A 13,891-nucleotide genomic window follows, 5' to 3' on the forward strand; every position below is an offset into this window, starting at 1 on the left:
CTAGGCTCGGCTAATGGGGCGCGCTAAACCATTAACGCTGGGATAGCTAAAGGCGTAGAGGGGTGTCTATGGTAAGCTAGGCGGTTCAACTTCATGTACAAGTGGCAAGAGGAATAGGCCAAGATGGCGGCCAAGCCGATCTACCGTGTAGTGGTTCACCAGCAGGGTGAAATATGGGATTTATACGTCAGAGAAATCTTTCAAAGCGAACTCTGGGGCTTTATTGAAGTCGAGGAGTTTGTCTTTGACGATGCTAGCCGTGTAGTGGTTGATCCTACGACTGAGAAGCTACAGCGAACTTTCGAGGGCGTTAAGCGAAGTTATCTGCCGTTGAATGCTATTGTTCGCATCGATGAAGTAGAGCGCGAAGGCCCTTTGAAAGCAGTCAAAACCGATGCGCGGGTAGCAGAGTTCCCCCGTCCCTTTCCGTTGCCACCGCGCGGAGAAGGTTAAGCGTATAAGATAAGCGCACCGCTAAGTTAAGCGATAAGCGCTGTTGGCTTCGTCCGCCTCGCAGCGTTTTTAACTAGGACATGATGTCATGCACGTAAATAAAATTCGTATTCATTATTACGCCGCTGCGGCCGGTGTTTTGCTCAGTGTGGCGAGTATTAATGCTACTGCCCAGTCTGATAATCAGGCGTGGGTAACCGATGAGCTTAGCACCTACGTGCGTAGCGGTCCGACCGATGGCTACCGCATTATTGGTACGCTTAATGCCGGTGAACAGGTCGATGTGCTGGAGACCAGCGGCAATTACACGCGGGTTCGCAACGGTGATGGCAATGCGGTTTGGGTGTTGAGCGATGAGCTTCAGCAAACCCCTAGTGCGGTCGAACAGTTGCCCGCGTTAGAGTCGCAGGTAGAAGAATTAACCGCTGAACTCGATGGCATTAATGACACCTGGGAGCAGCGAGTTTCTTCAATGACTGAAACGCTAGACGTGCGTGAGCGTAGGATTGCGGAGCTTGAAGCCAGCAATCAAGAGCTCGATAGCCAATCAGAAACGTCTCGCCAGCAGGTAAGGGGGCTTCAGGCCCGCTTAGAAACGCAGGAAGAAGACCTTCTGATGCGCTACTTTATGTATGGCGGCGGTGTGGCGGGCGCGGGCTTGCTGGTGGGCCTGATTGTTCCACACTTGCCGCGTCGGCGTAAAAAGCGTGACCGCTGGTTCTAATTCGCTACGGATAAGCGTTTGAGTGATCACAAGCAGCAAGGCGGCTAGATAATGAGCGAGCAATGGCGCAAGCGCTGGCAGGAAGGGCGTATTGGTTTTCATCTGCAGCAAGCGCATCCGGCGTTGCTGCGTCATTGGGCCTCGCTGGATGTTGATGTCGACACTAAAGTGCTGGTGCCGCTGTGTGGTAAGAGTGTCGATATGCGCTGGTTGGCCGATATAGGCCATTCAGTGCTGGGTATTGAGTTTGCGCCCGAGGCTATCGAACAGTTTTTGCTACAGCGCAGCACTGCGGTATCACGCTATAGCCAGGCGGGTTTTACCGTTTCCCGGCAAGGCAGCGTCGAACTATGGTGTGGCGACTTCTTTCATCTGCACATTCAACAGGCTGCTGAGATTGGGGCGTTTTATGATCGCGCTTCGCTGATTGCACTGCCGCCAGCGACGCGTCAGCGCTATGCGTTTCATCTTGCTCAATTGGTGCCGCCAGGTGCCAAAGGCCTGTTGATTAGTTTGTCACACAGCGAAGAGGGGGCTGGGCCACCCTACAGTGTGCCGGCCAGCGAGATTGAAAACCTGTTCAAAGCTAACTTCACGCTAACGTTTTTGGAGGAAGGTAGCCCGGATGAGCGTGGTCGAACAGAAAGTATATGGGCGCTAGAACGACGCGGGCCACGCCTATAGCGGCGTGGCCCGTATCAATAACGCTAGGCAAGACAAGCAGATTAGCGAGCCAGCAGTCGACCTAACTCAGGGTCGCTAAAGGCACGATTCATTCCATCACTGAGTAGATCGCTCAGCATGCGCGCATTGCTGTCGGCGTCAGGCTTAAGCGCGTATCCCTGGGTGCGGCGTGATGTATAGGTACCGGTGTAGGTGGTACCCTTATTTTTCGCGATAGCGCGAAATACGCCTTCCAGACGCGCTTCATCGACTAACGGCTGGCCGCTCTCGCCTCGGGCGTAGTTCAGGTTGGCCAGTTCTAGCGTTAGGCTTGGGCGCCCGTTGGCCGGCTCGGTGGTCGGGCTAAAGCCCATGTCACGCACGGCGCGCTCGGCCTCTTCCTGCAAACGCGGAATCAGCTCGTGGCTACTAACCGTAATCTGCGCCGTCGACATATTGCCGCCGGCGCGATTGCCGATAATGTCGCTGTCGCGTCCATCCTGAGCAATCACCGTGACCTGTTGGCCTGAGCCAGTTTGCGGCACATCGGCGTTGCGCTCAGGGCTGAGCTGCAAATATTGCGGGCTAGCACAGCCGGCTAGCCATGCACTGGCAAGCAGTACACCTGACATGCGTATAAATTGACGCCGAAGCATGGTCTTCCTCCACGGTGGCTAAAATACCAGTATAACGCGCCCTGAGCGTTGGTGGTATGCTCAAGCTAGGTGTGTTTGTGCCGCTGTATTCAACGCCACCTTAGGGAAGCGTCGCCAGTGGCGCGGATGGGCGAATAAGCGCTGCCCGCGGCGCAATGCCAAGTGCTCAAAGTCAGTATGACGCACGGTGGCCAGCCATGGTTGGGCTAGCCAATCTGCCTCTAGCTCTACGCGCACTTCAGCCCCGACGGGCGAAATCGCAGTGATGGTGACCGGCAGGTGGCTTTCTGATGTGGGCTGCTCGGTTAGGCGCACTTCGTGGGGTCGTAGCAGTAGTTCCTCATGTCCATCCGGCAGGTCAACGTGCCAATAGGCGTCGCCGCAGGTTAATACGCCATTGCTGACGTTACCTTCTAGGTGATTGACGTCGCCCAGGAACTCAAACACAAAGCGATTCTTGGGGGCGCGGTAAAGCTCATCAGGCGTATCAATCTGCTCGATACGGCCGTTGCTCATGACCACGACGCGGTCAGACAACTCCAACGCTTCTTCCTGATCGTGGGTCACAAATACGCTGGTGAAGTTGAGTTCATCGTGCAAATGGCGCAGCCAGCGACGAAGTTCTTGGCGCACCTTGGCATCTAGGGCGCCAAACGGCTCATCCAATAGCAGCACCTCAGGCTCGACCGCCAGGGCGCGAGCCAGCGAAACGCGCTGCTGCTGACCACCTGAAAGCTGCGCAGGGTAGCGATTTGCTAGATGCTCCAATTTGACCATTTCTAGCAATCTAAACGCCCGGGCGCGAATCTCGCCGCTGCTAGGGCGGCGTTTGCGCGGCAGAACGGTAAGCCCAAACGCGACGTTGTCATACACGCTCATATGGCGAAACAGCGCATAGTGCTGAAACACGAAGCCGATGCGCCGATCGCGCACATGTACATTCGTCACGTCGCGGTCGCCAAACAAAATTTTACCCGGCTGTGCAGAATGATCGGCATTTTCCAAGCCCGCAATAATGCGCAGCAAGGTGGTTTTGCCTGACCCTGATGGTCCCAGTAGGCCGACCAGTTCGCCTTCATGAATATCTAAATTGATAGGTTCTAGGGCCTGGGTGCTGCCGAAATGCTTGGCAATATTATGTAAACGGATGCTCATGCAAATGCCTCCCGGCGCGATGCGCGCCATTCCAGCCCAGCCTTGGCCGCGAGCGTGAGTAGGGCAATGAATGCGAGTAACGCTGCGCAGGCAAATGCGCCCACGGCGTTGTAATCTTGATAGAGCTGCTCAAGATGCAGTGGCAGGGTATTCGTTTTGCCACGAATAGCGCCTGAGACCACGGAGACGGCCCCAAATTCGCCGACTGCACGGGCGTTGGTAAGAATGACGCCGTAAAGCAGCGCCCAGCGAATATTGGGCAGCGTGACGCGGCGAAAGGTGGTCCAACCTGAAGCACCAAGCGTGACGGCCGCTTCTTCTTCACGAGAGCCCTGCGCCTGCATGAGTGGAATAAGCTCTCGGGCAACGAACGGGCAGGTGACAAAAATGGTCACCATCAAAATGCCGGGCCACGCGAACATCAATTGAATGTCGTGAGTATCGAGCCAGCTACCGATCCAACCGTTGCGGCCATAAAGCAGCAGATAAATAAGCCCGGCGACCACTGGCGATACTGCAAAGGGAATGTCGATTAACGTTTGCAGAATGCGCCGCCCAGGAAAGCTGAAACGAGTGACCAGCCAGGCCAGCGCAACCCCAAACACTAGGCAGACTGGAATGGTTAACAGCGCAATCATCAGAGTGAGGCCAATCGCATGCAAGGTGAAGGTGTTACCGACATTCGCCCAGAACACCATCACGCCTTGCGAAAACGCCTGGGCAAAAATGGCAATCAGTGGCAATAGCAAAAAAAGCGCTGATAGCAGTAGGGCTGCACCCACTAGCAGGCGCCGGATAAATGGCGAATCCCCAATTCGACGCATTACCCTTTACCTCCGTGCAGGCGGCGCACAAAACGGCCCTGCCAAATATTAATAGCCAGCAGCAGGGCCAGCGATACAAATAGCACCACTGACGCAATCGCTGATGCGCCTGCGTAATCATATTCTTGCAGTTTGACGAAGATCATCAGCGCGGTGATTTCTGTTTCGTAAGGCATATTGCCAGCGATAAAGATAATGGCACCGAACTCGCCTAGCGAGCGCACAAAAGCGAGCCCCGTGCCGGTGACTAACGCAGGCCAAAGGTGGGGCATGATGACGCGACGAAAGGCGACCGCATCGGTTGCACCCAGCGACATAGCAGCTTCATCGACTTCAATTGGCAGATCTTCCAGCACTGGCTGTACGGTACGAACAACAAACGGAATACTGGTAAATGCCATGGCGAGCGCAATGCCTACCCAGGTGTAGGCGACTTGAAAGCCCAGTGGCTCGAGTAATCGGCCCATCCAACCGCTGCTGGCGTAAAGCGTGGCCAGCGTAATGCCGGCAACGGCCGTCGGTAGCGCAAAGGGCAGATCCATCAGCGCGTCTAGTAAGCGCTTGCCGGGAAACTCATAGCGCACCAGCACCCATGCTAGTAACAGCCCAAACACGGCGTTAATCAGCGCCGCCACTGCAGCTGCGCCAATGGTGACCATGTAGCTTGCCACCACGCGACCTTCCGTAATGATGGCCCAGTACTCGGCAAGGCTAAGCTTCGCTAACTGGCCGAACAGACCGGTAATCGGTAGCATTAGCACCAGCGATATAAACAGCACGCTGATACCCATAGACAGGCCAAAGCCCGGCAGCACGCGTGTGCTACCGGTTCGCCAAGATGCGAGTTGACTCATAGTTGAGGCTTACTCATAGAGAGTTATTAGCGACGCTGTAACTGGTCAAGAATGCCACCACTACCAAAGTGAGTGCCCATAACGTCATCCCAGCTACCAAACACGTCTTCTACTTTTAATAACTCAATTTCTGGGAATTGATCAGCGAATTCTTCTACCACGGTCTCGTTATGCACGCGGTAATTGAAGCCCGCTAGCAGGCGCTGAGCCTCTTCAGTGTAAAGATAGTCCAAGTAGCTTTGCGCTAAGTCGCTGTTGCCATTACGCTCGGCGTTTTCTTCTACCACGGCGACAGGAAATTCAGCTAAAACGCTGATCGGCGGTACGATCACTTCGTAATCGTCGCTGCCATATTCACGCCGAATATTGTTGACCTCAGACTCGAAGCTAATTAGCACATCGCCAATGTCGCGTTCGATAAAGCTAGTGGTTGCGCCACGACCGCCGGTATCAAATACGGCGACATTGGCTAAGAACGTGCGCATGAAATCTTCGATCTGTTCTTCATCGCCATCAAACTCTTTATCGGCAAAACCCCATGCCGCTAAATAAGTGTAGCGACCATTGCCAGACGTTTTGGGGTTCGGAAAGACCATTGATACGTCTTCTTTTACCAAATCGTCCCAGCTTTCAATACCTTTTGGATTGCCTTTGCGGACCAGGAAAGCCGTCGTTGAGTAATAGGGCGACGCATTGTTTTCGAAGGCCTGCTGCCAATCTTCTGCAACGAGCCCGGCATCCGCGAGCACCTGAACATCGGTTACTTGGTTAAATGTGACCACATCGGCGCGTAAACCTTGCAGAATGGCACGAGCCTGGGCAGAAGAGCCGCCGTGCGACTGGCTAATCTCAATTTCTTCGCCGTGCTCTTCTTGCCACTTCGCTTGAAACTCTGGATTGATGGCGGCAAACAGTTCTCGAGCCACATCGAACGATGAGTTAAGCAGTTCACGCTCTTGCGCTGCCGCAACACCACTCACGGTAACGCCTAGCGCGATGGCAATCAGGCTGCGGCTGAAAATGGTTGGCATTGACATGGACAAACTCCTTCGAGCGGTAGGCGCTTAGCAGCGCAATATTGGCAAGATTAAATCTATCAATGTGGAATTACAATCATGCTTTATATTCTATTTAAGAATATATGCCTGGCGGCCTATGCTGCTGCTTAGTAAGTGGCTTGGGTTTGGCTCTGGTAAGATAGGTCGCTGGCTATGCTTTCTTGCCTGTGCCCACAGGCATTCGGGAGCTAATCTCGTCTACTGATTAATAAGCAGGATTGGAATATGACCGCTGCGCAGGATTTTTTAATTGCCCCTTCTATTTTATCGGCTAATTTTGCCCGGCTGGGTGAGGAAGTGGATAACGTACTGGCTGCCGGTGCGGATGTGGTTCACTTTGACGTGATGGACAATCACTACGTGCCCAATCTGACCATTGGGCCCATGGTGTGTAAAGCGCTGCGTAAGCACGGCGTGACGGCACCTATTGATGTGCATTTAATGGTCAAGCCGGTCGATCGTATGATTAATGATTTTATCGAAGCGGGTGCCAGCTACATTACCTTTCATCCGGAAGCTTCTGAGCACGTGGACCGCTCGCTGCAGCTAATCCGTGACGGTGGATGTAAGGCGGGTCTGGTATTTAATCCGGCCACGCCGCTTTCCTACCTCGATTACGTGATGGATAAAGTCGATATGGTGCTGCTAATGAGCGTCAATCCAGGCTTTGGTGGCCAGTCCTTTATCCCTGGAACGCTGGATAAGCTGCGCGAAGCGCGGGCGCGCATCGATGCCTCTCCTTATGCTATGCGTTTGGAGATCGATGGTGGTGTGAAGGTAGACAACATTGCCGATATTGCCGCCGCCGGCGCCGATACCTTTGTTGCCGGATCAGCTATCTTCAGTGCTCACCAGGCCAGCGATCCGCACGGCTACAATACGGTTATCAAACAGCTGCGCGCAGCGCTGGCAAAGGCGTAATCGACAAAATAGCGGGGTGTTTAGTGCAGCTTCATGCGCGGTTTTAAATAGCGATTGAGTTTGTCTACTAGCCAAGACAGTCCTGTTTTCGGCGCCCCGTGAATAGACAGCTGGTGCATGCGGTACAGCGAGGCGTATGCCTGACGAGCCAGCCAGCCTTCTAAAAACAATCCTTTGGAGGCCGAACTGCGCATTAAATTGCCCACCGCGTCGTAGCGCGCAAGTGATACCAGCGAGCCATGGTCACGGTAGCGGAAGTCAGCAAGCGGCTTGCCCGCTAAGTGATTGGCCAGATTTTTGGCAAGTAGCGTTGCCTGCTGGTGGGCCGCCTGTGCACGGGGTGGCACGGTACCGCTTTCACCCATCGGGCAGCTTGCGCAGTCGCCCAGAGCAAAGATTCTCTCGTCATCGACGCTTTGTAACGTGGTGGCTACGTTGATTTGGTTTTTAGTGTTGGTCGTTAATCCTAGCTCCGCCAGGAAGGGCGGTGCTTTGATGCCGGCTGCCCACACATTGATATCCGTTTCGATCACTTCGCCGTCATTGGTTACCAGCTGGTGCGCCTGGGCTTCTTTAATGGCGGTGTTGGTGTGAACGGTCACCCCCATGCTTTCAAGCTCAGTTTTAACCGTCTGGCTGATTCGCTCAGCAAGGCCTGGCAGCAAGCGCGGCGCCGCTTCCAATAAGTGAACGCTGATTGTCTGATGATCTAATGACGTGACGCCGTAGGCATTCAACATGCGCGAGGCATCAAACAGCTCCGCTGCGAGTTCAACCCCGGTTGCGCCACCGCCGACGATGCCGATGGTTAGCTGAGTATGCTGGCGCAGCGTCGGGTCGGTGTAGCGCAAAAAGGTGTTGATCATGTCGCGCTGGAAGGCTTTAGCCTGCTGCGGCGAATCGATAAAGTGGCAGTGCTCAGCAACGCCGGGGGTGCCGAAGTCGTTTGAAATGCTGCCCAGCGCCATCACTAAATAGTCATACGAGAGCTCCCTGGCGGGCAATACTTCAAGGCCGTGCTCATCCTGAATCGGCGCTAGCTGCAGCCGTCGTTCCTCTCGGTTTATGCCCGTTAATGAGCCCCGTTGATAGCGATAAAAGTGGGCAGACGAATGCCCGCGATAGTCCACCTCGTCCATGCTGGAATTAAGCACGCCGGTAGCCAGCTCATGGAGCAGCGGCTTCCAAACATGTGTGGTATCGCGATCTAGCAACACAATTTCTGCGCGTTTTCGCTTACCTAAGGTACGTCCTAAGCGTGTGGCGAGGGCTAAGCCGCCCGCGCCGCCGCCGACAATCACAATGGTGGGAGTGGTCATTATTACCTCCATGGCTAAATTAGCCATAGCATAGAAGTTTCTTCAGCTTCTGACTAATGCGAAAGTTGGCCTAGAGCGGGTAAGATGGGTGGCTAACGAAAGATTTTTCAGCAGCGAATGAAGTGAGAGGGCAATCAAGGTGCATTCAATACGACACTCGGCATTACATTCAGTGCTACAGGGCAAGCGACTGATTGCGTTCGACCTGGATGGCACGTTGATTGATTCCGTGCCGGATCTTGCTGTCGCTGTCATGCTTACCTTACGTGAGTTAGGGCTGCGTGAACCGAGTGAAGACCAGGTGCGCAACTGGGTGGGTAACGGGGCGCCTGTATTAGTGCAGCGAGCTTTGGCCTGGGCGCGGGAAGAGGCGGCAGAGCCAGCGCTTGAAACGTGCGCGTATGAGGCTTTTATGAAGCATTATGGCGCCGCGCCCAATGCCCTCACGACGCTTTATACGGGAGTTGTCCAAACGCTCCAGGCGCTGCATCAGCACGGCATGACACTGGTATTAATCACTAATAAGCCTGAGCGCTTTATTGAACCGTTACTCAACCATTTCAAGCTAATCGATTATTTCACGCTTTGGATTGGCGGTGATTCGCTGGCAGAAAAGAAACCTCACCCGTTGCCGCTGCTGCACGCTGCTGATAGGTGTCAAATATCCCCTTCTGAGTGTGTGATGGTTGGCGACTCGCGCCATGATGTGGCTGCTGGTAAAGCAGCGGGCTTTACGACGCTTGCGCTGCCCTATGGTTATAATCATGGCGAGCCGATTGAACACAGTCACCCCGATCTGATAGTCAGTTCGCTAACCGAATTGCTGATGACTGCACCCCATGCGACAAGGACCGCTTAATGATGACCCCGGAACGTTTTCAAGAGCTTAGCCAGGCAGGCTACAACCGAATCCCTGTTTCGCGTGATGTGCTGGCAGATTTAGATACGCCGCTATCGACCTATTTAAAGCTCGCCAATACGCCCTGGACGTTCTTATTTGAGTCCGTGCAAGGTGGTGAAAAGTGGGGCCGCTACTCCATGATTGGGCTGCCTAGCCATGAGCGTATCGAAGTACGTGGTTTTACGGTGCACCATATTAAAGAGGGTGAAGCCGCTGGGGTCACTGAAGTGGACGATCCCCTCGCGTGGATTGAAACATTCCAGAGTCGTTTCAAAGTCCCCAAATTAGACGATCAGCCGCGTTTCGACGGCGGGCTAGTCGGTTACTTTGGCTACGACACTATTCGCTATATCGAACCGCGCCTGCGCGGCGGCGCAGATAAGCCTGACCCGCTGAACGTGCCAGATATTCTGCTCATGGTGTGCAATGACTTTGTGGTATTCGACAATCTTTCCGGTCGACTAACGATCTGGACCCACGTTGATCCTGCCAAGCCAGATGCCCTAGAGCGGGCTCAAGTGCATTTGAAACATGTTGAGATCCGCCTGCGCGAAGCGCACATCAGCCCCAACAATGCCGGCAGCGACCGACAGCCCGTGCAGGAGAGCGACTTTAACTCAGGCTTTACCGAAGACGGCTTTAAAGCCGCTGTTGATAAAATCAAAGAGTACGTGCTGGCAGGGGACATCATGCAGTGCGTGCCTTCCCAGCGTATGTCGATTCCTTATCAGGCATCACCGCTCGATCTATATCGCGCGCTGCGCAGCCTGAATCCATCGCCCTACATGTTTTTCTTTAACTTGGGCGATCATCACGTAGTGGGCTCGTCACCGGAAATCCTAACCCGGATGGAAGACGGTGAGGTGACCGTACGACCGATTGCCGGTACTCGCAAGCGTGGCAAAAATGAGGAAGAGGACGATGCCTTAGAAGCAGAGCTACTGGCGGACCCTAAAGAACTCGCAGAACACCTCATGCTGATTGATCTAGGGCGCAATGACGTCGGTAGAATTTGCCAAACCGGTAGCGTTGAAGTCACCGACCAGATGGTTGTAGAACGTTATTCTCACGTGATGCATATCGTTTCCAACGTGACCGGACAGCTGAAGCCGGGCCTGACGGCGATGGACGCGCTGCGTGCCACTTTCCCCGCTGGCACGGTTTCCGGGGCGCCTAAAATTCGCGCATTAGAAATTATCGATGAGGTTGAGCCGGTTAAACGGGGTATTTATTCCGGAGCGGTAGGATATTTGTCTTGGCATGGCAATATGGATACTGCGATCGCCATCCGTACCGCGGTGATTAAAGACGGCCAGCTGCATGTTCAGGCCGGGGCGGGCATTGTGGCTGACTCAGTTCCTGAAATGGAGTGGCAGGAGACGCTTAATAAGGGACGCGCGATTTTCAGTGCAGTGGCCATGGCTGAGCGTGGTTTAGACAACCTTTAACTCTTGGCCGATTACTCGGCCGTTGCGCCTCCTAACGCGGTATGCAGCACTTCCGCATTGTGGCGCAGCATGGCTGAGTAGTTAGCTGCCGGGCCATCGGTATTGCTTAGTGCATCGACGTACAAGGGGCCTGCTAGAGGGAGTGATGTTTCGCGTGACAAGGCATCCATGTGTATCTGCGGGGTGGTGCTCTCGTAGAACAGCGCTAAGGGACGTTTTTCGGCAAGATACTCGCTCATCTTAGCCATCGCCAGCGCGCTGCCTTGAGTCTCATGATTCACTCCCCATACCCCAAACGCCTGAAATGCGTAAGCGCGTGCAAAGTAGCCAAAGCCCGCCTCGCTAGTAACCAGCGTGCGATTAATCTGCGGAATCCCATCAAGGCGCTCTTTCACCGCCTGATCAATGATCGAGAGCGCTTTCTTTGCTTCTTCGGCGCGCGCATAAAACGCATCGGCCTGGTCGGGCAGATGTTCGGCCAGCACGTCAGCAATGACATCAATGTAGGCGGCAGCGCCTTGAGGGTCCATCCACATATGGGGGTCTGGCTCGCCTTTATGCAGCCCGGTAGAGATCGTTATCGGCGCGTAATCCGCTTGAGCGGCTACCTCTATTAACGTGAGACGGTCACCTGACATCGCCTCAACATGGTGCATCCAGGGCTCTAACCCCAGTCCGTTATAAAACACGATATCGATATCTTCCATATCGAGCACGTTGGGCGGCGTTAGCTCCCAGCGGTGAACATCTTCTTCTGCAGGTACAATCACGTTGACGCTAACCGTATCACCGGCGACTCGTTTAACCAGATCTTGCATGACAGAAAACGAGGCAATAACGCTTATTGTGGGGTTGGCATAGGCTGGCGCAGCGCTTAACACCGCAGCGCATAAGAGCGCACTCATCCAGGTAACCCGCTTTAACATCCCACGCTCCTAACGAACTTGAAGAACGAACTTGAAAAACCAACTTAAAAACTAGCGAAAAAAGATGGCAGATAATAAAGACTGCGGTGGCCCGTTGCCAGTTCCAATGCAGCGGCCTATGTAGAGAGAAAGGAGCCATTAGTCTGAAAAATGGTCCATTCCTAAGCATAGCGTGCATTATACTGAACGGAACGGTTTATTCTTTTCAAGCACTGTTGATGAAGGGCCACACTTAACCCCTGCAAGGAAGTGCTTGGTTGCGGTATCATCGAGTCCAACGTTTTTATTAGCAGTTTCATAAGGCGAGGGAGTAAGCGGGGCAATGGCGAAAGGACAGTCAGTGCAAAAAGTCTTAATGATCGATAATTACGATAGCTTCACGTTTAACATCGTGCAGTATTTGGGAGAGCTGGGTGCTGAAGTGATCACCCATCGTAATGACGAAATCAGCATTGAGCAGATTGAAGCGCTGGCGCCTACGCACCTAGTGGTATCGCCCGGCCCCTGTACGCCCAATGAAGCAGGTATTTCCATGGCGGCGATTGAACACTTTGCCGGCAAGCTGCCTATTTTAGGCGTTTGCCTCGGACATCAGGCCATTGGCCAAGTCTATGGCGGTAAAGTGGTTCGTGCCCCGCAGGTTATGCACGGCAAAACGTCAGACGTATGGCACGATAATCACGGCGTTTTTGAAGGGCTGGAGAACCCCGTGCAAGTGACTCGCTATCATTCTTTGGTGGTCGATAAAACGAGCCTACCCGATTGTTTAGAAGTGACTGCCTGGACAGGCGATGATGATGTCACGCCGGATTTAGTCATGGGGCTGCGCCATCGTGAGCTGGATATCGAGGGGGTACAGTTTCACCCCGAATCGATTCTTACCCGCCAAGGTCATGAGCTGTTGGCCAATTTTTTAAAACGCGGCTGATTGCCGGTTTCACACGCTTTAGAGGCCCCTCTGCTCATGCAAATGCGCGATGCGATTAATGCGGTAATGCGCCGCGAAAACCTCTCTTTCGACACCATGCATGCTTTGATGCGCCAAATCATGACCGGCGATGCCAGCGATGCGCAAATTGGCGCCTTGCTGATGGGGTTAGCCATGAAAGGCGAAAGCGCGCTAGAGATTAGCGCCGCTGCCCAGGTAATGCGCGAGCTAATGAAACGTGTCGAGCTGAACGTTGATAACGTGGTAGATATAGTGGGGACTGGCGGCGATGGTGCCAATTTGTTTAACGTTTCGACCGCTGCTAGCTTTGTCGCCGCCGCAGCGGGTGCTCATGTGGCCAAACACGGTAACCGCAGCGTCTCATCATCGTCTGGCAGTGCTGATCTGTTCGACGTGGCGGGCATTTATCTTGATCTTAAGTCCCAGCAGGTAGCGCGCTGCATCGAGCAGGTGGGGGTAGGCTTTATGTTTGCGCCTAACCATCATCCGGCTATGCGTTACGCTATTGGGCCTCGCCGCGAGATGGGCGTTCGCACGTTGTTTAATATTTTAGGTCCGTTAACGAACCCCGCCGGTGCGCCTAATCAGGTACTAGGCGTTTACGCTCCGGAGCTTGTGCCGCTAATGGCCGAAGTGCTTAAAACGCTGGGCAGCCGGCACGTTATGGTGGTGCACTCAGAAGATGGCTTGGATGAGATTTCGCTGGCGAGCCCCACTCTGGTTGCGGAGCTCAAAGATGGCGAAATTAGCCAATATACGGTGACACCCGAAGAACTGGGCATTGAGCGTCAGAGCCTTGCCACGCTTAAAGCCAACAATGCAGAAGATAGCCTGCGCTTAGTTAAAGCAGCCTTGGCCGGTGAGGGCGCCGCTGCGGATATCGTCGCGCTGAACGCCGGTGCAGCGCTTTATTGTTCTGGGGTGGCGGACACGTTAAAAGAAGGCGTAATGGTGGCCCAGGATGCACAAGCGTCCAAACTGCCGCTTGAGAAGCTTAAAGAGCTTTCGCACTTTACCAGCGTTTTTAAGCCGTAGGCTCT

General features: G+C 54.1%; 15 protein-coding genes. 8 read left to right on the forward strand and 7 right to left on the reverse strand.

What is annotated here, in order from left to right; translation table 11 throughout:
* Positions 1 to 123: 123 nt before the first annotated feature.
* From ACT3RP_RS07190 to ACT3RP_RS07200, 3 genes are all read left to right on the forward strand, one after another.
* The gene (locus tag ACT3RP_RS07190) at positions 124 to 453 is read left to right on the forward strand and encodes a DUF1820 family protein (protein WP_096279094.1); all 330 of its coding nucleotides are present in this window, start codon (positions 124 to 126) and stop codon (positions 451 to 453) included.
* Between the two features lie 88 nt (positions 454 to 541).
* Positions 542 to 1,177: a TIGR04211 family SH3 domain-containing protein gene (locus ACT3RP_RS07195; RefSeq protein WP_096279096.1), complete on the forward strand. Its 636-nt coding sequence runs from the start codon at positions 542 to 544 to the stop codon at positions 1,175 to 1,177.
* Positions 1,178 to 1,228: 51 nt separating this feature from the next.
* Positions 1,229 to 1,861, forward strand: coding sequence for a class I SAM-dependent methyltransferase (locus tag ACT3RP_RS07200; RefSeq protein WP_096279098.1), 633 nt, complete (start codon positions 1,229 to 1,231; stop codon positions 1,859 to 1,861).
* A 41-nt stretch (positions 1,862 to 1,902) separates the two neighbouring features.
* Here the strand turns inward: ACT3RP_RS07200 and ACT3RP_RS07205 are convergent, their stop codons facing one another.
* From ACT3RP_RS07205 to cysP, 5 genes are read right to left on the reverse strand one after another with little or no spacing between them, the layout of a single operon-like run.
* Positions 1,903 to 2,496, reverse strand: a complete 594-nt coding sequence (locus tag ACT3RP_RS07205; RefSeq protein WP_096279100.1) for a YajG family lipoprotein — start codon at positions 2,494 to 2,496, stop codon at positions 1,903 to 1,905.
* 60 nt (positions 2,497 to 2,556) lie between these two features.
* The gene (locus tag ACT3RP_RS07210) at positions 2,557 to 3,651 is read right to left on the reverse strand and encodes a sulfate/molybdate ABC transporter ATP-binding protein (protein ID WP_096279102.1); all 1,095 of its coding nucleotides are present in this window, start codon (positions 3,649 to 3,651) and stop codon (positions 2,557 to 2,559) included.
* The gene (gene cysW / locus ACT3RP_RS07215; RefSeq protein ID WP_441684231.1) at positions 3,648 to 4,475 is read right to left on the reverse strand and encodes a sulfate ABC transporter permease subunit CysW; all 828 of its coding nucleotides are present in this window, start codon (positions 4,473 to 4,475) and stop codon (positions 3,648 to 3,650) included. Before cysW ends, ACT3RP_RS07210 begins: the two co-directional genes overlap by 4 nt.
* Entirely contained in the window at positions 4,475 to 5,329 is an 855-nt protein-coding gene (cysT, locus tag ACT3RP_RS07220) for a sulfate ABC transporter permease subunit CysT (protein ID WP_096279106.1), read from the reverse strand. Before cysT ends, cysW begins: the two co-directional genes overlap by 1 nt.
* A gap of 26 nt (positions 5,330 to 5,355) precedes the next feature.
* Positions 5,356 to 6,366 (reverse strand): thiosulfate ABC transporter substrate-binding protein CysP, encoded by a 1,011-nt coding sequence (cysP, locus tag ACT3RP_RS07225; protein ID WP_483393538.1) that lies wholly within the window; start codon positions 6,364 to 6,366, stop codon positions 5,356 to 5,358.
* Between the two features lie 246 nt (positions 6,367 to 6,612).
* Here cysP and rpe point away from each other — a divergent pair, with 246 nt between their 5' ends.
* Complete coding sequence (rpe, locus tag ACT3RP_RS07230; protein WP_441684230.1) at positions 6,613 to 7,308, forward strand: ribulose-phosphate 3-epimerase; 696 nt, start codon at positions 6,613 to 6,615, stop codon at positions 7,306 to 7,308.
* Between the two features lie 20 nt (positions 7,309 to 7,328).
* Here rpe and ACT3RP_RS07235 read toward each other — a convergent pair whose 3' ends face one another.
* A complete protein-coding gene (locus tag ACT3RP_RS07235) occupies positions 7,329 to 8,627 on the reverse strand; it encodes an NAD(P)/FAD-dependent oxidoreductase (RefSeq protein WP_096279112.1) in 1,299 nt (432 codons plus the stop codon).
* Positions 8,628 to 8,760: 133 nt separating this feature from the next.
* On the opposite strand from ACT3RP_RS07235, the gene ACT3RP_RS07240 reads away from it, so the two are divergent.
* Positions 8,761 to 9,486 carry a phosphoglycolate phosphatase gene (locus ACT3RP_RS07240; RefSeq protein ID WP_483393563.1) on the forward strand — a complete coding sequence of 242 codons (726 nt, stop codon included), beginning with the start codon at positions 8,761 to 8,763 and terminating at the stop codon, positions 9,484 to 9,486.
* Between the two features lie 2 nt (positions 9,487 to 9,488).
* Positions 9,489 to 10,976: an anthranilate synthase component I gene (gene trpE / locus ACT3RP_RS07245; protein ID WP_483393564.1), complete on the forward strand. Its 1,488-nt coding sequence runs from the start codon at positions 9,489 to 9,491 to the stop codon at positions 10,974 to 10,976.
* Positions 10,977 to 10,987: 11 nt separating this feature from the next.
* On the opposite strand, the gene ACT3RP_RS07250 is transcribed toward trpE, so the two are convergent.
* On the reverse strand, positions 10,988 to 11,902 hold the full coding sequence (locus ACT3RP_RS07250) for a metal ABC transporter substrate-binding protein (RefSeq protein WP_483393539.1): 915 nt from the start codon (positions 11,900 to 11,902) through the stop codon (positions 10,988 to 10,990).
* A gap of 322 nt (positions 11,903 to 12,224) precedes the next feature.
* Between ACT3RP_RS07250 and ACT3RP_RS07255 the strand changes: the two genes are divergently transcribed.
* Together ACT3RP_RS07255 and trpD are read left to right on the forward strand one after the other, a co-directional pair.
* Positions 12,225 to 12,830, forward strand: coding sequence for an anthranilate synthase component II (locus ACT3RP_RS07255; RefSeq protein ID WP_096279118.1), 606 nt, complete (start codon positions 12,225 to 12,227; stop codon positions 12,828 to 12,830).
* A 36-nt stretch (positions 12,831 to 12,866) separates the two neighbouring features.
* On the forward strand, positions 12,867 to 13,886 hold the full coding sequence (gene trpD, locus ACT3RP_RS07260; protein ID WP_441684228.1) for an anthranilate phosphoribosyltransferase: 1,020 nt from the start codon (positions 12,867 to 12,869) through the stop codon (positions 13,884 to 13,886).
* Positions 13,887 to 13,891 lie beyond the last annotated feature (5 nt).

Source organism: Halomonas sp. AOP5-B2-8, assembly GCF_052376475.1.
In the GTDB taxonomy this organism is placed as follows: Bacteria; Pseudomonadota; Gammaproteobacteria; order Pseudomonadales; family Halomonadaceae; genus Vreelandella; species Vreelandella casei.